Source organism: Amycolatopsis sp. NPDC039088 (assembly GCF_055598845.1).
Map to the genome: position 1 here is coordinate 39,870 of NZ_JBVKAE010000024.1, position 18,286 is coordinate 58,155.

The 18,286-nt window shown below is 67.6% G+C and carries 17 protein-coding genes; 12 read left to right on the forward strand and 5 right to left on the reverse strand.

Annotated elements, in window-relative coordinates:
- Positions 1 to 180: 180 nt before the first annotated feature.
- The 3 genes from ACZ7KI_RS27830 to ACZ7KI_RS27840 all read right to left on the reverse strand — a co-directional run bounded on the left by ACZ7KI_RS27830 (position 181) and on the right by ACZ7KI_RS27840 (position 3,018).
- Entirely contained in the window at positions 181 to 1,437 is a 1,257-nt protein-coding gene (locus ACZ7KI_RS27830; protein ID WP_470276013.1) for an HNH endonuclease signature motif containing protein, read from the reverse strand.
- A 193-nt stretch (positions 1,438 to 1,630) separates the two neighbouring features.
- Entirely contained in the window at positions 1,631 to 2,563 is a 933-nt protein-coding gene (locus ACZ7KI_RS27835; protein WP_470276114.1) for a helix-turn-helix domain-containing protein, read from the reverse strand.
- Between the two features lie 62 nt (positions 2,564 to 2,625).
- Positions 2,626 to 3,018, reverse strand: a complete 393-nt coding sequence (locus ACZ7KI_RS27840; RefSeq protein ID WP_470276014.1) for a winged helix-turn-helix transcriptional regulator — start codon at positions 3,016 to 3,018, stop codon at positions 2,626 to 2,628.
- Positions 3,019 to 3,119: 101 nt separating this feature from the next.
- Between ACZ7KI_RS27840 and ACZ7KI_RS27845 the strand changes: the two genes are divergently transcribed.
- Positions 3,120 to 3,527, forward strand: coding sequence for a RidA family protein (locus tag ACZ7KI_RS27845; protein WP_470276015.1), 408 nt, complete (start codon positions 3,120 to 3,122; stop codon positions 3,525 to 3,527).
- A 3-nt stretch (positions 3,528 to 3,530) separates the two neighbouring features.
- On the opposite strand, the gene ACZ7KI_RS27850 is transcribed toward ACZ7KI_RS27845, so the two are convergent.
- Both ACZ7KI_RS27850 and ACZ7KI_RS27855 read right to left on the reverse strand, forming a co-directional pair.
- The gene (locus ACZ7KI_RS27850; RefSeq protein WP_470276016.1) at positions 3,531 to 4,010 is read right to left on the reverse strand and encodes a cupin domain-containing protein; all 480 of its coding nucleotides are present in this window, start codon (positions 4,008 to 4,010) and stop codon (positions 3,531 to 3,533) included.
- 150 nt (positions 4,011 to 4,160) lie between these two features.
- Entirely contained in the window at positions 4,161 to 4,592 is a 432-nt protein-coding gene (locus ACZ7KI_RS27855; RefSeq protein ID WP_470276017.1) for a VOC family protein, read from the reverse strand.
- A gap of 112 nt (positions 4,593 to 4,704) precedes the next feature.
- On the opposite strand from ACZ7KI_RS27855, the gene ACZ7KI_RS27860 reads away from it, so the two are divergent.
- The 11 genes from ACZ7KI_RS27860 (at position 4,705) to ACZ7KI_RS27910 (ending at position 18,246) form a co-directional block, all read left to right on the forward strand.
- Positions 4,705 to 5,361, forward strand: coding sequence for a GntR family transcriptional regulator (locus tag ACZ7KI_RS27860; RefSeq protein WP_470276018.1), 657 nt, complete (start codon positions 4,705 to 4,707; stop codon positions 5,359 to 5,361).
- A 126-nt stretch (positions 5,362 to 5,487) separates the two neighbouring features.
- A complete protein-coding gene (locus tag ACZ7KI_RS27865) occupies positions 5,488 to 6,801 on the forward strand; it encodes an ABC transporter substrate-binding protein (RefSeq protein WP_470276019.1) in 1,314 nt (437 codons plus the stop codon).
- Positions 6,801 to 7,757: a carbohydrate ABC transporter permease gene (locus ACZ7KI_RS27870; RefSeq protein WP_470276020.1), complete on the forward strand. Its 957-nt coding sequence runs from the start codon at positions 6,801 to 6,803 to the stop codon at positions 7,755 to 7,757. The genes ACZ7KI_RS27865 and ACZ7KI_RS27870 overlap by 1 nt, the downstream gene beginning before the upstream one ends.
- On the forward strand, positions 7,750 to 8,589 hold the full coding sequence (locus ACZ7KI_RS27875) for a carbohydrate ABC transporter permease (RefSeq protein WP_470276021.1): 840 nt from the start codon (positions 7,750 to 7,752) through the stop codon (positions 8,587 to 8,589). Before ACZ7KI_RS27870 ends, ACZ7KI_RS27875 begins: the two co-directional genes overlap by 8 nt.
- A 29-nt stretch (positions 8,590 to 8,618) precedes the next feature.
- The gene (locus tag ACZ7KI_RS27880; protein ID WP_470276022.1) at positions 8,619 to 9,956 is read left to right on the forward strand and encodes a GH1 family beta-glucosidase; all 1,338 of its coding nucleotides are present in this window, start codon (positions 8,619 to 8,621) and stop codon (positions 9,954 to 9,956) included.
- A 469-nt stretch (positions 9,957 to 10,425) separates the two neighbouring features.
- Positions 10,426 to 11,901: an amidohydrolase family protein gene (locus tag ACZ7KI_RS27885; protein ID WP_470276023.1), complete on the forward strand. Its 1,476-nt coding sequence runs from the start codon at positions 10,426 to 10,428 to the stop codon at positions 11,899 to 11,901.
- A complete protein-coding gene (locus ACZ7KI_RS27890; RefSeq protein WP_470276024.1) occupies positions 11,898 to 13,040 on the forward strand; it encodes a M20 family metallopeptidase in 1,143 nt (380 codons plus the stop codon). The genes ACZ7KI_RS27885 and ACZ7KI_RS27890 overlap by 4 nt, the downstream gene beginning before the upstream one ends.
- A gap of 31 nt (positions 13,041 to 13,071) precedes the next feature.
- Complete coding sequence (locus tag ACZ7KI_RS27895) at positions 13,072 to 13,956, forward strand: GNAT family N-acetyltransferase (protein ID WP_470276025.1); 885 nt, start codon at positions 13,072 to 13,074, stop codon at positions 13,954 to 13,956.
- Positions 13,953 to 15,059, forward strand: coding sequence for an o-succinylbenzoate synthase (menC, locus tag ACZ7KI_RS27900; protein WP_470276026.1), 1,107 nt, complete (start codon positions 13,953 to 13,955; stop codon positions 15,057 to 15,059). The genes ACZ7KI_RS27895 and menC overlap by 4 nt, the downstream gene beginning before the upstream one ends.
- Positions 15,060 to 15,135: 76 nt before the next feature.
- Positions 15,136 to 16,809, forward strand: coding sequence for a PucR family transcriptional regulator (locus tag ACZ7KI_RS27905; RefSeq protein ID WP_470276027.1), 1,674 nt, complete (start codon positions 15,136 to 15,138; stop codon positions 16,807 to 16,809).
- Positions 16,810 to 16,986: 177 nt separating this feature from the next.
- The gene (locus ACZ7KI_RS27910) at positions 16,987 to 18,246 is read left to right on the forward strand and encodes an MFS transporter (RefSeq protein WP_470276028.1); all 1,260 of its coding nucleotides are present in this window, start codon (positions 16,987 to 16,989) and stop codon (positions 18,244 to 18,246) included.
- The last annotated feature ends 40 nt before the right edge of the window (positions 18,247 to 18,286 follow it).

Consider the following 18,286-nt stretch of genomic DNA (forward strand, 5'->3'; position numbering starts at 1 on the left):
GTGCGACACCCGGCAGCCCGCCGCGGACATCGATACTGTCCGCAGCGAGTTCATGGACCAGCGGGAACGTTGCTTTGGGAGGCAGGTTCCCTTTTCTCCGCGCTGGTCGGCTTCAGGCAGGTGTGGTGCAGGCACCAGAGCATCCTCCCTGGTGACCGGCGGTCACCTCGTCCGCTCGGTCTATGTTCTGAGGTGCATGGTGTTGCGCCTTGGAGTTCCGGTGGGGTCGAGATAAGCAGGCGGGGTGAACTCTGGCAGTCCGTCTTGGGCGATGGCGACTTTCCATTCGCTGTGGTGGATCAAGCGGTGGTGCTTCGTGCACAGCAGCACGAGATTGTCGATTTTGGTTTCGCCGTGGTGTCGCCAGAAGACGATGTGGTGCGCGGTGCAGCGCGGCACCGGCATGTCGCAGCCGGGAAACGCGCACCCGCCGTCGCGGATGGTCAACGCGTACTTCTGAGCGAGGGAGACGGTGCGTTTGGAGCGACCGATGTCCAATGGTTCGCCTGCGGTGCCGAGGACTCCGGGCCGGACCCGGGCATCACAGGCGAGGATGCGGGCGTCGGTGGCGCTGATGGGCCCGACGAGATCCAGATGTGCTTCGCCGAGGTCGTTGATCAGGTCCTCATACGACATGGTGACGAGGATGTGGGTGGCTTCCCCGGCTTGGCCGGGGAGGTTCCGGCTGGTGGTCTTGAGTCGCGCGTAGTCGGTGAACGCATCCCCATAGCGCTCGTCTTGAGTGCGGGAGTCCCGGACCCCGTCGATGGCCTTGTGGGGTTTGGCCATCGGGTCGAGGTCGGACTTCAACCGCGCGTAGGTTTCCAGGTCGAGTCTGGCTTTGAGTCCGAGGGTGCCGTCACGGTGTTTGACGAACCGCAACTCCGGCCGGGTGTCCTTCGGATCCTCACTCCGTGGCTCTTTCCCGTCCGGGTCGAGCTTGTCGAGCAGGCGTCGTCCGGCGCGGGCGATCTGCCGTGGTCCGGCGCGGCGGGCGAGGTCGACGAGGATCTTCTCCCCGCCTCGCACGTCCTCCTTCGGAACGGTGGACGGGATCCGGGCGAGAGTACGGATGATCGCATCGATCTGCGCACCCCCGATCGCACCCTCCGCCGCAGCCTCGGCGGTCAAGGGTGCCAGCGGCGGCTCGGGGTCTCCGCCGATAGCCGGTCCGGGATGCAACGCCAGCACCCGGTCAGCACGGACTCCGGCTTCCTTGTCCGTCACCTGAAAGTCCTCAAAAATCAACGCAGCCAGCGTCGAATGACCCGAGCATCCACGGACACCGCGAGAATTGATTTCCGCCAGGATCGCGTACTGCTCCGCCTCCAACTGCCGCTTCAAGACTTCGATTTCCTGCTTGCGGGCGTGCAGCGTCGCAGTGTCGGCACGCCACCACTCGGAGCGCACCGTCTGGGGACTGTTTTCGCTGGCCACGACTCCAACGATACCCGCGTTCGAACAGGTGTGCTAGCCCGATTTGCGTAGCGTTCACGCCTGGCTCATTTCACCCGATAGGGAACAGCGGACCGCCAAACAACTGCGCTGAGCAACAAACTTAGAGACGCGTAGGCGCCTTCGCGGGCAGGGAAGGTGTGAAGCCCCACAAAAGCACCACATGAGACACGCTCTAAGAGTCCCAATCCCAGGCGAATCCGAAGCGGCCGGGCCCGAAATTCAGGGCTACCCCGTGCACGGAATCATCGCCCGGAAGAACTTCGGTCCATTCCGCCTGCTGCCCGTCCTGTTCGGAATAGCGACGGCATCGCGCCGGAAGGAGCCCGGGGGAGAACCGGATCTCGAGTACGTACTCCCGTACCGGAAGGCGGAATTTGCGTTCGTAGTTCGTCGCGTGCGGGAACGGTGCGCTGTTGGACAGGGTGTGCTCGGTGATGACCGTTTCGCCTTTCGCGAGCGGTCGTTCGAAGAGTAGTTCCATCACGAGAAGACCGTCTTCGGGGCGGTGGACGCTCCGGCCGGGACGGCAGCCTCGCAGCGAGGTCACCCGCGGCAGTGGCCGGTCGTGCTCGTCGATGTGGACGATCATCACCCACCGGTCCGGGCCGTCGGCTTCGGCGCGCAGCACCTGCCGGGACTGGAACGCGAGTTCCTCCTGGCCGGGCCCGACGAAGACGACGTCGTGCTGGCTGATTCTCGTCAGCCGTTCGTCCCATCGGGTGTCGACCTCGCTGACGGCCGCGTCGATCCGCGTCCGGTCCGGCCAGAACCGGCCGATCTCCGGCAGGCCGTCGGCGCGGGCGGGCCATCGGCCGCGGGCGCGGGGTGGTCCGAGCAACGTGGTCAAGCAGCCGGACGGGATTTCCAGCACCTGCTCGAGGTGGCGGAGGGCGAGCACGGAATCCCGGCGTTCGGGGCGGCTGCGTCCGGACTGCCAATAGCTGAGTGTCGCGGCGGTGATCGAAACGCCGCGGGCACGCAGGTGGTCGCGAAGGCGTTCCAGGCTGAGGCCACGCGCCCGGATGGCCTCACGCAGCGCGTCGGCGAAGGGCCCGTCGCGCAGCAACCGTTCGAACTCGGGCCGGGGTTCCGCTCGGCCGGACATCACGCGACGAGCATAGGCCCGCGCTGCGGGAAAGTGAACCGGACAGTGCCCTGGCCAGGGCGTTAACCGTTAACAGGCCTATCGAACCGTCGGCGAGACTTTTCGATGTGGCCGAGGAACCGGTGGGTCCAGTCGCACATGCCGTCGACCGTCGCGCGCAGGCCGTGGCCCGCCTCGGTGAGGGTGTAGTCGACCCGCGGCGGCACGGTCGGATGCACGGTCCGCTCGACCAGGCCGTTGCGCTCCAGCATGCGCAGGTTCTGGGTGAGCATCTTGTGGCTGATGCCCTCGATGTCGTTCCGCAGTTCGGTGAACCGCCGTGTGCGGTCGCCGATCATCTCGATGATCAGCAGTGCCCACTTGTTGGCGACGTCGGAGAAGATCTCGCGTGCCAGTGAGTCCGCCCGTGTCAGATCCGCGTCGTCCGCCGTGCCGCTGAGCTGCTTGGTCACCATCGGGTTCCCCAGTCACGAGAAAGTGCGTTCTTCCAGGTCGCTTCACACTCTCCTACGGTTTCTGGGTAACCACAAGTGACTAAGGCAAGGAGTACGACAGCATGGCCATCACCCTCGTGAACCCCGCGGGACTGCCGGAGATCCCCGCCTACCGGCAGGTTTCGATCGCGAGCGGGTCGAAGCTGGTGTTCGTCGCGGGGCAGGTCGCCTGGGATACCGAAGGCGCCATCGTCGGCGAAGGCGATCTCGCCGCTCAGGTCGAACAGTGCTACCTGAACATCGGTACCGCGCTCACGGCGGCCGGCGCCACCTTTGACGACGTCGCGAAACTGACCGTCTATGTCGTCGACTGGACTCCGGACAAGCTCGCCCTGTTCCTCGAAGGCGTCGATCGGGCAGCCGCCAAACTGGGCGGCACCCCGGTCCCGCCGGGGACCCTGATCGGCGTCGCCGCACTCGACGTGCCCGAGCATCTGGTCGAGGTCGAAGCGACCGCCGTCATCGACTGACGCTCACCGACCGCGTGCCGCGCGCCAGATCGGGCTGTCGACGTAGTGGTTGTCGTACTGCTTCGAAGACGCGGCGATCTCGGCAGGAGCGGCTTCCCCGCGGGCGACCCGATCCAGGAGTCGGTAGTAGTCGAAGCGGGCCATGCCCGGCGTGAAGGTCACCAGGACGTCGGCGTCCGAGTCTGCGGCGGGCCCGAAGGCGTGCGGCACCCGGGGCGGTACGGCGAGGAAATCGCCCTTTTCTAAAGTGTGCAAGGTTTCCTCAACGAGGACTTGAAGCTTTCCTTCGAGCACGAAGAAGAATTCAGTCGCGCGAGTGTGGAAGTGGGCCGGGGTGCCGAAGACGCCTTGCTTCAGGGTCGCGCGGTTCGCGGTGAAGCCGCCGTCGGTGGTGTCGGAGTCCGCCAGCAGGGCGATGTCGCTGCCCGGCGCGTCGCTGACGATCTCGGCGTCGGCGGCCCGGAGGAGGATGGGGTCGAACATGGTGGCGATCTCCTTGGTCTTCGGTGGTCAGCGGCTCGCTGACAAGGAGAAGCCTCTCCCGGCGCCTAGGCTTGATCAACGCGGGAATCCGCACCGATCGATAACCCTGGGATTATCGATCGGTGCGGACGCTCGCCAGGCCGGCACGCATCAAGCGGCGAAGACCTGAGAGTCGTCGGCGAACGCCTTGAACTCCAGCGCGTTGCCCGCCGGATCCAGCAGGAACATCGTCCACTGTTCGCCCGTCTGCCCCTCGAACCGGACGTAAGGCTCGATGACGAACTGCGTCTTCGCGGCCCGCAGTCGATCGGCCAGCTTCTGGAACTCCGGCACGGTGAGGATCAGGCCGAAGTGAGGGACGGGGACGTCGTGTCCGTCGACCGGGTTGTGGATCCGCTGTGGCCGCTCCGGGGCGAGGTGCGTGACGAACTGATGGCCGTGCAGGTTCCAGTCGATCCAGGTGGCGGAACTACGGCCCTGTTCGAGGCCGAGGACGTCGCCGTAGAAGGTGCGCGCGGCGGCCAGATCGTCGACGGGCATGGCGAGGTGGAAGCGCGGGATCGGGGAGTCGAGGACGGTCATGGCGAGGAGATCCTTTCCGGCGGGCGAGCACTTGTCGCAATGTTAACATTAGGACAAAGTGAAGCCGGTGATGCCGTCGCTACGATCAGGCGTTCCAGAGGAAGGATGAGCGATGAGCGAACCCGCGCGGGTGGTGCCGGCGCGTCGTCGTGGGCTGGCGGACGAGGTCGCCGACAGGGTCCGGGACGCCATCTTCGGCGGCGCCTATCCGCCTGGCGCGCAGTTGCGCGAAGTGGAGCTCTCGGCCGCGCTCGGCGTCAGCCGCGGCCCGGTGCGCGAGGCGCTGCTCAGGTTGGAGCGCGAGGGACTCGTTCGCAGTGAATGGCATCGGGGTGCCCTTGTCACGACACTGTCCGATGTGGACGTGGCGGAACTCGACAGTCTCCGCTCCGCGCTGGAACAGCTCGCCGTCCGGTTGGTGGTCGCTTCCGCATCGGACGCGGACCTGGCCGCGATCGACGACGTCGTCGAGCGGATGGAACGGGCGCGCGACGAGCACGAGATGGTGCGCTGCGACATCGACTTCCACGACGCGGTCTACGCGGCTTCCGGACATCGTCGGCTCAACGAGGCCTGGCAGGCCATCCGGTCGCAGGTCCACCTGTTCCTGCTGACCCGGATCGGGGTGAACTCCGAGGGGTACCTCGCGAGCATTCCGGAGGAACACCGGAGGCTGGCGTCGGCACTGCGTGCCCGTGACGGCGAGAAAGCTCTCGATCTCTTCGCCGCGCATCGCGGCCAAGCGCTCGACGTGCTCACTGGAAAGTAGCGAGGCACGAAGTGGCTTCAGGGCTTGACGGCAAGCTTGGCCACGGCTTAACTCAAGCCCTGAAATAAGGCGTGTCCCGTGTCACACACGGGTATGCGGCTTGGCCACTCACCCCGAGGACCATCGATGCGAATCGGAAAGATCGCGCCCGCGCTCGTCCTGGCGCTGGCGGCTGCCGCCACGACGGCGTGCGGCGGCGGCGACACGTCGTCCAGCGCTCCCAAGGAGCTCGTGTACTGGGCGTCCAACCAGGGCACCAGTCTCGACAACGACAAGGCCGTCCTGCAGCCCGAACTCGACAAGTTCGAGAAGGCCTCCGGGATCAAGGTCAAGCTCGAGGTCGTCCCGTGGACGGATCTGCTCAACCGGATCCTCGCGGCCACCACCTCCGGCAAGGGTCCGGACGTCCTCAACATCGGCAACACCTGGTCGGCCTCGCTCCAGGCGACCGGGGCCTTCCTGCCGTTCGACGACGCCGCGCTGGAGAAGGTCGGGGGCAAGTCGCGGTTCCTCGGCCCGTCGCTGGCGGCCACCGGGGCGAGCGGTCAGCCGCCGGTCGGCGTACCGCTCTACGGCCAGGCGTACGGCCTGTACTACAACAAGAAGCTCTTCTCCGAGGCCGGGATCACCAAGCCGCCCGCCACCTGGGAGGAACTGGTCGAGGACGGCAAGAAGCTCACCAAGCCGGACAAGGGCCAGTGGGGTCTTTCGCTCCAGGCTGGTCAGGTCACGGAGAACAGCCACCACGCGGCGATCCTCGGAGCCCAGCAGGGTGCGCAATTCTTCACCCCCGACGGCAAGCCGCAGCTGGCTTCGGATCCGTCGGTCGCGGCCGTGCGGCAGTTCGTCGACCTGATGCAGAAGGACAAGATCGTCAACCCGTCGAACGCCGAGTACGCCGACACCGCCAAGTCGCTCAAGGACCTGTCGGACGGCAAGGCCGCGATGTTCATGAACCAGGCCTCCGCCGGCTCGTTCAAGAACATCGGGATGAACATGGCCGACCTCGGCGTCGCGCCGATCCCGCTGCCCGCCGCCGCGCCGTCGAACGGCCGGAAGGTGACCAGCTTCGTCGCCGGCATCAACATGTCGGTGTTCAAGAACACCAGGAACCCCGACGCCGCACTGGATTTCGTGAAGTTCATGGTTTCGGCACCGGAGCAGGCACTGCTCAACAAGACCTACGGTTCACTGCCGACCGTCCAGGACGCCTACAGCGACGCGGCGTTCCAGACCGAGGACGTCAAGGTCTTCCAGAGCGTGCTCGCGAACACGGCCGAGCCGATGCCGCAGGTGCCGCAGGAGTCGCAGTTCGAGACGCTGATCGGCACAGCCATGAAGACGATGTTCGCGGACGTCGCGGCCGGTAAACCGGTCGACGACGCGAAGATCCGGGACCAGCTGAACCAGGCGGACCAGCAGATCGCGGCCGGTGGTTGATGCCGACCACGCTCGATGACGCCCCGGCCGTGAAAGCGGCCGGGGCGTCCGGACCCCGGCGCGTCCGGCGCGAACGGCGCCGGGTCGCGCTGCCGTACCTGTTGCTGCTTCCCGCGATCCTGCTCGAACTGCTCGTGCACCTGATCCCGATGGTGGCCGGGCTCGTGATGAGCTTCTTCAAACTGACGCAGTTCTCCATCCGGGACTTCTCGTCCGCCCCGGCGGCGGGACTGGACAACTACAAGTTCGTCCTGGACTTCGACTCCGCGGCGGGCAAGGCGTTGCTCGGCTCGTTCTGGATCAGCGTCGTCTACACCGTCCTCTCGGTCGGGTTCTGCTGGCTCTTCGGGACGTCGGCCGCCGTGCTGATGCAGAAGAACTTCCGGGGCCGTGGTGTGCTCAGGACCCTGTTCCTGGTGCCGTACGCGCTGCCGATGTACGCCGCGGTGATCACCTGGTCCTTCATGTTCCAGCGCGACACCGGCCTGGTGAACAGTCTGCTGGGCACCGACTCTTTCTGGCTGATCGGGGACAACAGCTTCTGGTCGCTGGTGGTCGTCTCGGTGTGGCGCAACTGGCCGTTCGCTTTCCTGATCGTGATGGCCGGCTTGCAGAACATCCCCGGCGAGCTCTACGAGGCGGCGGCGATCGACGGCGCGGGCTGGTGGCGGCAGTTCCAGGCGATCACCCAGCCGATGCTGCGGCCGGTCAACCAGGTTCTCCTGCTGGTGCTGTTCCTGTGGACGTTCAACGACTTCAACACGCCGTATGTCCTTTTCGGAGCGTCCGCCCCGAAGGAGGCGTCACTGATCTCGATCCACATCTACCAGAGTTCCTTCGTGACCTGGAACTTCGGCCTCGGCTCGGCGATGTCGGTGCTGTTGCTGCTGTTCCTCTTGATCGTCAGCACCGTCTACTTGGGACTGACCTCGCGGAGGAGGAAGGCCGTTGTCTGAGCCTCGCTGGGTCCCGTGGGCCCGCCGCTTCGTCCTCGGCTTCCTCGCCCTGTTCACCTTGGTGCCGCTCTACGTGATGGTCTCGTCGTCGCTGAAGCCGCTCGGGGACGTGCAGGGCGAATGGGAATGGATCCCGACGACGCTGACCATCCAGCCGTTCTTCGACATCTGGGAGACCATCCCGCTCGCCGAGTACTTCGTGAACAGCCTGATCATCTCCGGTTCGGCGGCGATCTTCTCGGTCCTGATCGCGATCTTCGCGGCGTACGCGCTCAGCCGGTTCCGGTTCCGGGGCAAGAACTTCTTCAAGATGACCGTCCTGTCCACGCAGATGTTCCCCGGCATCCTGTTCCTGCTGCCGCTGTTCCTCATCTTCGTCAACATCGGCAACACCACCGGCATCGTGCTGTACGGCTCCCGGCTCGGGTTGATCGTCACCTACCTGACCTTCTCGCTGCCGTTCGCCATCTGGATGCTCGCCGGCTACATCGACTCGATCCCCAAGGAACTCGACGAGGCGGCGATGGTCGACGGCACCGGACCGCTCGGCGCGCTGATCCGGGTGGTGATCCCGGCCGCCATGCCGGGGATCGTCGCGGTGGGGATCTACTCGTTCATGACGGCCTGGGGCGAGGTCCTGTTCGCGTCGGTGATGACCGACTCGGGTACGCGGACCCTCGCCGTCGGCCTGCAGGAGTACTCCACCCAGGTCCAGGTCTACTGGAACCAGGTGATGGCCGCCTCGCTCATCGTCTCCGTCCCGGTCGTCGCCGGATTCCTTCTGCTCCAGCGTTATCTCGTCGCCGGGCTCACCGCGGGCGCCGTGAAATGACGCGCCGTCCCGATACCGAGAGGTCTGCCTTGAACCTGCACCTTCCCGCCGATTTCCTGTGGGGTGCGGCCACCGCCGCGTACCAGGTCGAAGGCGCCGTCGACGTCGACGGCCGCCTCCCGTCCATCTGGGACGACTTCGTCCGGGTCCCGGGTGCCGTCCTGAACGGTGACACGGCCGACGTCGCGTGCGATCACTACCGGCGCTGGCCGGAGGACCTCGAGATCATGAAGCGGCTGGGGCTGGACGCCTACCGGTTCTCGGTCGCGTGGCCGCGGGTGATCCCCACCGGCCGCGGCGAGGTCAACGCGCTCGGCCTCGACCACTACGACCGGCTGGTCGACGCGCTGCTCGAAGCGGGGATCCGGCCGTTCGCCACGCTGTTCCACTGGGACCTGCCCTCGGCGCTGCAGGCGAACGGCGGCTGGCCCGAACGCGACACGGCCTACGCCTACGCCGAGTACGCGGCCGTCGTCGCGGCTCGGCTCGGTGACCGGGTCAAGGACTGGAACACCGTCAACGAACCGCTGTGCTCGGCCTGGCTCGGCTACCTCGAAGGCCGCTTCGCTCCCGGAATCAAGGATCTCAAGCAGGCGATCCACGCGTCGCACCATCTCCTGCTCGCACACGGCCTCGGCGTACAGGCGATCACCGCGAACGCCGCCGAACCCGCCAACGTCGGCCTGGTGCTCAACCTCAGCGGGATCGAGCCCGCGTCCGAGTCCACCGAAGACGTCGAAGCGGCGGCCCGGATGGACGGCCACGTCAACCGCTGGTGGCTCGACCCGGCGAACGGGCGCGGCTATCCGGCGGACATGATCGAGGTGTACGGCGTCGAACCACCCGTGGTCGGCGACGACCTCGAGGTGATCTCGACCCCGGTCGGCTACCACGGGCTGAACTACTACTTCCGGCAGATCGTCGAGGACGACCCGGCCGGTCCCGCGCCACGTGCCCGGCAGGTGCCGGTCGAGGGGGCCGCCACCACCGCGATGGGCTGGGAGATCCACGGGCAGGGCCTCGCGGACCTGATCCACCGCCTCGCCAACGAGTACGGCGCGCGGGCCATCTACGTCACCGAAAGCGGAGCCGCCTTCGACGACAAGGTCGCCGAGGACGGTTCGATCGACGACGCCGACCGCATCGCCTACCTGGAAGAACACCTGGGCGCGGTGGCGGGAGCGGCGGAGGCGGGAGCGCCGGTGAAGGGCTATTTCGCCTGGTCGCTGCTCGACAACTTCGAATGGGACAGCGGGCTGAGCAAACGGTTCGGGCTCGTGCGGGTCGATTACGACACGCAGGTCCGCACGGTGAAGGCGAGTGGTCACCGCTACGCGGAGATCATCGCCGAACACCGGAACCGCTGAACGCCTCGTGAGTGGTAGTGACGGTTAGAGAGAGGTAACTCAAACGTGGCGTATGAGTCATCGCGCCGTGAAGGCCTCCTTGCCTACCCTCAGGGTAGTGAAGGGGCCCTTCACTACCCGCCGGGACGATCGCCCGTGACGCTGGGACAATCGTGACGCCAAGCCCCGGACGCGTGGACCGACTGCTCGCGTTTAGCCCGCTAAACGCGCTCCGGGCGCACTTGCGTTTCGCCCCCTGATCGCGATCCGGCGCGGCGACGTGTGGGGCGTTTCTCGCGTCCGTGAAGGACTCCTTGAGGGACCCAGAGTCCCTCAAGGAGTCCTTCACGGACCAGGCCGCTTCGAGGCGTTGCCGGGAGTTCGTGCGGGCGGATGGATCCCGGCCCCCCGATTCGTCGCTCGCTACGAACGGACGCTTCTCGAAACCTCCTAGGGTCGCCATGAACGAGGCGATCCTAGGAGGCGAAGCATGCGGACACTCTTGCGTGGCGGTCGTGTCATCGACCCGGCGACGGGCTTCGACGGCACGGCCGACGTGCTGGTGACGGACGGGGTGGTCACCGCCGTGGGGGTGGGTCTGCCGTCGGAAGCGGGAGACACGGAGATCGACGTCTCCGGGCTCGTCGTCGGCCCCGGTTTCATCGACCTGCACAGTCACGTGCACACCATCGCGGGCCAGCGGCTGCAGGCGATGGACGGGGTCACGACCGCGCTCGACCTCGAAGCCGGGCTGATGCCGATCGAGCGGGCCTACGCCGAGGCTGCCGCGGCGGGACGTCCGCTGCATTACGGTTTCTCCGCGTCGTGGGGGTCCGCCAGGGCACAGGTGCTCGCCGGGATCGAGCCCGACGCGAACATCGACAGCGGGCTCGCCGTGCTCGGGAACCCTTCCTGGCAAAGGTCTTCCTCGCCGAAGGAGCTGGCGGCCTGGCTGTCCCTTGTGGAGGGTGAGCTGGCCGCGGGTGCGCTCGGCGTCGGCGTCCTGCTCGGCTACGCGCCCCTGACGGATCCGGGTGAGTTCGTGGCGCTCGCCCGGCTCGCCAAGGAGGCCGGGGCGCCGACCTACACCCACGTCCGTGAACTGGTCGAAGTGGACCCGGCGACCCCTGTCGACGGCTCGGAGGAGATCGCGATCGTCGCGGCCGAGACCGGCGCGGCCATGCACCACTGCCACGTCAACAGCACTTCCGGCCACCAGATCGACCGCGTGCTCGCCGCGCTGGAAGCGAGCCGGACGGCCGGGTCGCGGGTGACCGTCGAGGCCTATCCGTACGGCGCGGGCAGCACGGGGATCGGCGCGGCCTTCCTTTCACCGGAGCGGCTGAAGATGAAGGGGCTCTCGCCGTCCAGCGTGATCATGCTGGAGTCGGGGGAGCGGATCGCCGACGAGGGCCGTCTGCTTCAGGTCCGCGAGGAGGAGCCGGGAGCGCCGTGCATCCTGGAGTTCCTCGACGAAAGCAACCCTCGCGACCTCGACCTGCTGCGCCAGGCGCTCGTTTTCCCGGACGCCATCGTCGCCAGCGACGCGCTGCCCGTGTACTGGAAGAACGGCACCAGCGAAAGTACCGAATGGCCGTTGCCGCCCGGCGGCGCGACGCATCCGCGGACGGCGGGGACGTACGCCAAGACGTTGCGCCTGATGGTGCGCGAGAGCAAGGCATGGACCTGGCTGGAGGCGTTCCGGCGCTGCTCCTACCTGCCGGCGCGCGTCCTCGACGAGGTCGCCCCCGCCGCGCGGGCCAAGGGCAGGCTCGACGTCGGAGCGGACGCCGACATCGTCGTCCTCGACCCGAACACCATCACCGACGCGGCCACCTATTTCGATTCGACGAGGCCTTCGGTCGGTGTCCGGCATCTGTTCGTTTCGGGCGTTCCCGTCATTACCGACGGAAATCTGCGCACCGACGCCTTCCCCGGCAAGCCGCTGCGCGGTGAGCCGCGATGAGCGAACTGCTCGCCGACATCGAGACGCTTGTCCGCTGCGAGTCCCCGTCGTCGGATCACGACGCCGTGGCCCGTAGCGCCGAGGTCGTGGCGGGACTCGGCCGGAGGCTGCTGGGAGTCGACCCCGAGCGGATCGTCGTCGACGGAGTCACCCATCTGCGTTGGCGATTCGGCGACGGGCCGAGGCGCGTGCTGCTCCTCGGTCATCACGACACGGTGTGGCCGCACGGTTCGCTGGAGACCCATCCGTTTTCCGTGCAGGACGGCGTGTTGCGCGGCCCCGGCTGTTTCGACATGAAGGCCGGGGTGGTGATGGCGTTGCACGCCGCAGCGGTCGTCCCGGATCGTGCCGGATTGTCCATTTTGGTCACCGGCGACGAGGAGATCGGCTCGCCGTCGTCGCGCGCCCTGATCGAGGAAACGGCGGCGGGCTGTGACGCGGCGTTCGTGCTGGAGGCCTCGGCCGACGGCGGTGCGCTGAAATGCCGTCGCAAAGGCGTTTCCCACTACCAGGTCGAGGTGACCGGTCGCGCGGCGCATGCCGGGCTCGAACCGGAGAAGGGGGTCAACGCGGGGATCGAGATCGCGCATCAGATCCTCGCGGTGGCCGCGCTCGCCGACCCGGAAGCCGGGACCAGCGTGACACCCACCGTCGTCTCGGCGGGAACGACGGTCAACACCGTCCCCGCGGCCGCGAAGGCGGAGGTCGACGTCCGCGTGTGGGACGAGGCCGAGCAACTCCGCGTCGATCGGGCCATCCGAAGCCTCCGATCGGTTCTTCAGGACGCCGTCGTCCGGGTCACCGGCGGTATCAACCGGCCGCCGTTGGAGGAAGGCTCGTCCTCGGGATTGTTCGCGCTGGCCCGGGAATTGTCGGACGAACTCGGTCTCGGTGAACTGACCGCCGCGTCCGTCGGCGGCGCCTCGGACGGCAATTACACCGCGGGGATGGGCGTTCCCACCCTCGACGGTCTCGGCGCCGTCGGCGGCGGGGCACACGCGGATCACGAACACGTCGTCGTCGCGGAATTGCCGCGGCGCACCGCTTTGCTGGCCGCGCTCGTGGAGAACGTCCTCGCGAAGCGGGGCCCGTCCGGCGCGACGAATCCCGCGGGCGAATCTGGTACGGCACGACGGTGACTCGGCCACCGAGCCGGGAAAGGATTGTCCCGTGACGAATCTTGCGACGAATACGGAAAGCCTGGCTTCGGCGGAGGTGCGCGACGAAGCCGTCGCCGCCGCGCGGGCCGCTGCCGTGGCTTCGGGCGTCGAAATCCGCGAACTCACCGAAATCGCCGAGCTGGCCGCCGTCGTGGACCTGTTCGAGTCGATCTGGAAATCCGCGCCCGGCGCCCGTCCGGTGAGCACGGAGCTGCTCCGGGCGATGTCCGCGGCCGGGAACTACGTCGCGGGCGCGTTCGAACACGGTGAACTTCTGGGGGCCTGCTTCGGTTTCTTCGGGAATCCGGGAAAGGCGAGCCTGCACAGTCACATCGCCGGGGTCGCCAAAGCGGGCGTGGGCCGGGGGATCGGTCACGCGCTCAAACTGCACCAGCGCGGCTGGGCGCTGCTTCAGGACGTCTCGGTGATCACCTGGACCTTCGATCCGCTGGTGCGGCGCAACGCCTATTTCAACCTGGGGAAGCTCGGCGCGCGCCCCATCGGTTACCTGCCCGACTTCTACGGTCCGATGGAGGACAGCATCAACGGTTCGGGCGACACCGACCGGCTGATGGTCGGCTGGGACCTGACGAGTCCGGACGTCCGCGCCGCCGCCCTCGGTGAACCCGTCCTGATCGACTCTGGAGCACTGGGCGCGGCGAAGGCGCTTTCGATCGACGCGGACGGTGGTCCGCTCGTCGGTCCCGCCGACACCCAGACCGTGCTCGTCGCGGTCCCGTCCGACGTCGAACGGTTACGCCGCACCGATCCCGGTCGCGGTAACGCGTGGCGTGTCGCCCTGCGCGAAGTCCTCGGCGGACTGATGGCGGACAACGCCCACGTCGCCGGTTTCGATCGTGCCGGCTGGTACGTGATCTCGAAGGAGCAGTCGTGAAACTCAGCGGTGTGGAACTGCGCCGGGTCCGGATGCCGCTCGTGGCCCCGTTCCGGACGTCGTTCGGGACGCAGGCCGAACGGGAACTGCTGCTCGTCCGCGCGGTGACCCCGGCGGGCGAGGGCTGGGGCGAATGCGTGGCGATGGAGGCGCCGCTCTACTCGTCGGAGTACAACGACGCCGCCGAGCACGTGCTGCGGAACCATCTGATCCCGGCGTTGTTGCGGGCCGGCGACCTCACCGCGCACAAGGTGACGCCGCTGCTGGCGAAGTTCAAGGGTCACCGGATGGCGAAGGCGGCGCTGGAGATGGCGGTGCTCGACGCCGAACTCCGGGCGCATGACCGGTCCTTCGCCGCCGAGCTGGGGTCCACTCGCGACTTCGTGGCCTGCGGGGTGTCGGTCGGCATCATGGACTCCATCCCGCAGTTGCTCGACGTCGTCGGCGGATACCTCGACGAGGGCTACGTGCGCATCAAGCTGAAGATCGAGCCCGGCTGGGACGTCGAGCCCGTCCGGCAGGTCCGGGAGCGCTTCGGTGACGACGTGGTGCTGCAGGTGGACGCGAACACCGCGTACACCCTCGGCGACGCGCCGCTGCTGGCCAGGCTGGACCCGTTCGACCTCTTGTTGATCGAGCAGCCACTCGAAGAGGAGGACGTCCTCGGGCACGCCGAACTGGCGCGCCGCATCCGGACGCCGATCTGCCTCGACGAGTCGATCGTTTCGGCAAGGGCGGCCGCGGACGCGATCAAGCTGGGCGCGTGCCAGATCGTCAACATCAAACCGGGCCGGGTCGGCGGCTACCTCGAAGCCCGCCGGGTGCACGACGTCTGCGCCGCGCACGGGGTCCCGGTGTGGTGTGGCGGGATGATCGAGACCGGTCTCGGCCGGGCGGCCAACGTCGCACTCGCCTCGTTGCCCGGGTTCACGCTCCCCGGCGACACCTCGGCGTCCGGCCGGTTCTACCGCACGGACATCACCGAGCCGTTCGTGCTCGAGTCCGGCCACCTGCCGGTGCCGACCGGTCCGGGCCTCGGGGTGACTCCGATTCCGGACCTGCTGGACGAGGTCACGAAAACGAAAGCGTGGATCAGTTCGTAGCCAACTACGAATTCCGGGGTTAGATTTGGTCGGATCGGACCACTCGGTTCGGTGAGGCCGGGTTTAACTTCGGGGGGTGCTGACACCGGTGCCCAGTAAGCCGCACACGAGTTTGGGACGCGTCCTCGAAGACCTCGGGGACGTGCTCCTGGAGCCGGTCGCGGTCGGCGGGACCACCCGCAAGCACCTTGGCGGGGTGGTCATCCACGATCCGCACGACGAGTCGGAATTTCCCGCCTCCGCCGTCGTGCTCGGCGTCGGGGTGCGGGAGCACGACGAGGTCGTCGGTCTTCTGCACGACGTGGGTGCGAGGGGAGCGGCGGCACTCGTCGTCCGTTCTCCCGTCACCCCGACGCCGGAACTCCGCCGGGTCGCGGACTCGACCGGGGTCGCCCTGCTCGGCCTCGCCAGCGGCGCTTCCTGGGCCCAGCTCGCCGCCATGCTCAGGACCTTGCTCGCGGAGGGCGACGTCGGCGAGGTCTCGCCGCAGACGCTCGGCGGAATGCCCTCGGGTGATCTTTTCGCCCTCGCCAACGCGATCGCCGCGCTGCTCGACGCGCCGGTGACCATCGAGGACCGCAACTCACGGGTCCTCGCGTTCTCCGGGCGTCAGGACGAAGCCGACCCATCGCGGGTCGAGACCATCCTCGGCAGGCAGGTACCGGAGCGGTTCACCCGAAACCTGGAACGGGACGGCATCTTCGAGAAGCTGTACCGCGAGCACACGCCCGTGTACGTCGACCCGCAACGGTACGACGCCCACGAGATCGTGATCCCGCGGGTGGCGCTCGCCGTCCGCGCCGGCGACGAGGTGCTCGGCTCGATCTGGGCGGCGGTCCGGAACCCGCTCAGCGAGGAACGGACCCAGGCATTGATCGACGCGGCCAAACTCGTCGCGTTGCACATGCTCCGGCTGCGCGCGGGCGCCGACGTCGAACGGCGGCTGCGCGCGGACCTGGTGAGTACCGCGCTCGAAGGCGGTGCCGCCGCGCCGGAGGCCATCGCCCGGCTCGGTCTGCTCGGCCAGCCGTCGATCGTGCTCGCCATGGGCCTGCTCGGGGCGCCGACCCCGGACGACGACCTCCGGCTTGTCGCGGACCGGCAGCGGGTCGCCGACGCGCTGGCCATGCACCTCAGCGCCGTCCAGCCACGGTCCGCCGTCGCCCTCGTGGGCGACGTCGCCTACGGCATCGTGCCGATGCCGGGTAGCCACGCAGATTGCCAGGAGCGCTCGATCCGCGTCGCGTCGACGTTCCTGGAGCGCACCGGACGCCGGGCGGCGGCCGCGATCGGCATCGGACCGCTCGCGCTCGACGGCTCCGGTCTGCGTGCCTCGCGCGACGGCGCCGACCGCGCGTTGCGGGTGCTGCTCACCAACGGCGGCGCCAAACGCGTCGCGACCGTCGAGGACGTCCACGTCGACGCGCTCATGTTGGAGCTGGCTGATCTCGCCGCGGCGAGGGGAGACGTCGCGACCGGTCCCGTCGCGCGGCTGCTCGCTTACGACGCCCAGCATCAGTCGCAGTTGGTGCACACCCTCAGGTGCTGGCTGGACGCCTTCGGGGACATCGGTGCCGCGTCCGCCGCGGCCTACGTCCACCCCAACACCTTCCGCTACCGGTTGCGGCGGCTGGCCGAAGTCGGCGAGATCGACCTCGACGACGCGGGGGAGCGGTTCGCCGCCATGCTGCAACTCCGGCTGCTACCCGGCGAAGCGCGGACCGGGCCTCCCGCCGCCGAAGAGACCTGACTCTCGGCCAAGGTTGGTGACCCCGGCCCGAAAGACCGCCGGATGTTCGTGGGATCGAACCAACTCTCCTGTTCACCCGCTGTTCAAAATAGGTGATCGGCGCGACACCGGAACGGCTACCGGTCCCGACAGCGTGCGTCGTTCTCCTTCTCTCCCAACGGTTTCGGCGGAGGCGTGATGGCGACAGTGGTCAAAGAGGACACCTGGACGGCGCGGCGGATCAACCGGACGGCGGTCATCACCATGGTGGTGATGGTGTTCGCCTGGTCGGTCGACTACATCGATCGGTTCTCCATCGGGATGGCGCTGCCGATGATCGGCGCCGAGTTCGACCTCAGCAAGACCCAGCAGGGCTGGCTCGTGACCGTGTTCGCCCTGGTCTACATGGTCTGCCAGATCCCGGCCGGATTCCTCGCCGACCGCTACGGCTCCCGGGGGCCGATGCTGGTCACGTTGCTGCTCTGGTCGGTGTTCACCGCGATGACCGGGATGGCGGGCACCTTCGGGATGCTGCTCGTGGTCCGCGGGCTTTTCGGGGTGTGCCAAGGGCTTTTCCCGGCGGCGTCGTTCAAGGCGATCGCGGAGCGGACGACGCCGGTCAACCGGGCGACGGTCACCGGGGTGATGCTGTCGGCGGGCGGCATCGGCGCGGGACTGGCACCGCTGATCGTCGGGCCACTGCTGATGGCCGTCGGCTGGCGTCACACGTTCTTCTGGATGGCGGGGATCGGCGCGTTCATCGGCGTCGTGGTCTGGGCGATCCTGCCCAAGGCGCTGCCGAAATCGCTCAGCAGCCTTCCCCGTGACGAGGCGAAGACGCCGGAGGTCTCCCGCAAGCAGGTGCTGAAGTCCCCGGTGATCTGGAAGTTCACCCTGCTGTTCTGCGTCACCAACATGCTCAACTACGGGATGATCACCTGGGTACCCAGCTACCTGCTGGAGTCGCGGGGGCTGTCGTTGAGCCAGACCGGGGTACTGGCCGCGATCCCGATGCTGGTCAGCATCGGCACGACCATCCTCGGTGGCTGGCTGTTCGACCGCTACTTCCACGACCACGGCCGCTGGTACCTCGGCTCGATCGCCCTGGTGACCGTGGTGCTGCTGACGCTGATGGTGAACGCGGACAGCACGGCGGAATTCACCCTCTACGAGACGCTCGCCCTCGCGGTCTTCGGTATGGCGACGATGGCCGTCTTCGGTCTTCCGCTGCGGGTTCTTCCCACGGCGGTCACCGGGATCGGCATGGGGGTGATGAACTTCGGTGGCCAGGTGGCCGGCGCGGTCGCCCCGGTCGCGATGGGCTGGCTCGCCGACACCTTCTCCTACACCGCCGCGTTCGGTTTCCTCATCGGCACCACCTTGATCACCGCGGTCATGGCGTTCTGGGTACCGCAGACACCCGCGCAGTTCACCTTCTCCGAGGCGAGTCCTAAGTAGACAGACCGGATGTGGTCGTCACCGGGACTGTCGTGCGGCA

Bases quoted from the DNA above. Each gene is read 5' to 3' on its own strand.
- ACZ7KI_RS27835 (WP_470276114.1), bottom strand. From the start codon at position 2,563: ATGTCCGGCCGAGCGGAACCCCGGCCCGAGTTCGAACGGTTGCTGCGC.
- ACZ7KI_RS27840 (WP_470276014.1), bottom strand. From the start codon at position 3,018: ATGGTGACCAAGCAGCTCAGCGGCACGGCGGACGACGCGGATCTGACA.
- ACZ7KI_RS27845 (WP_470276015.1), top strand. From the start codon at position 3,120: ATGGCCATCACCCTCGTGAACCCCGCGGGACTGCCGGAGATCCCCGCC.
- ACZ7KI_RS27850 (WP_470276016.1), bottom strand. From the start codon at position 4,010: ATGTTCGACCCCATCCTCCTCCGGGCCGCCGACGCCGAGATCGTCAGC.
- ACZ7KI_RS27855 (WP_470276017.1), bottom strand. From the start codon at position 4,592: ATGACCGTCCTCGACTCCCCGATCCCGCGCTTCCACCTCGCCATGCCC.
- ACZ7KI_RS27860 (WP_470276018.1), top strand. From the start codon at position 4,705: ATGAGCGAACCCGCGCGGGTGGTGCCGGCGCGTCGTCGTGGGCTGGCG.
- ACZ7KI_RS27865 (WP_470276019.1), top strand. From the start codon at position 5,488: ATGCGAATCGGAAAGATCGCGCCCGCGCTCGTCCTGGCGCTGGCGGCT.
- ACZ7KI_RS27870 (WP_470276020.1), top strand. From the start codon at position 6,801: ATGCCGACCACGCTCGATGACGCCCCGGCCGTGAAAGCGGCCGGGGCG.
- ACZ7KI_RS27885 (WP_470276023.1), top strand. From the start codon at position 10,426: ATGCGGACACTCTTGCGTGGCGGTCGTGTCATCGACCCGGCGACGGGC.
- ACZ7KI_RS27890 (WP_470276024.1), top strand. From the start codon at position 11,898: ATGAGCGAACTGCTCGCCGACATCGAGACGCTTGTCCGCTGCGAGTCC.
- ACZ7KI_RS27910 (WP_470276028.1), top strand. From the start codon at position 16,987: ATGGCGACAGTGGTCAAAGAGGACACCTGGACGGCGCGGCGGATCAAC.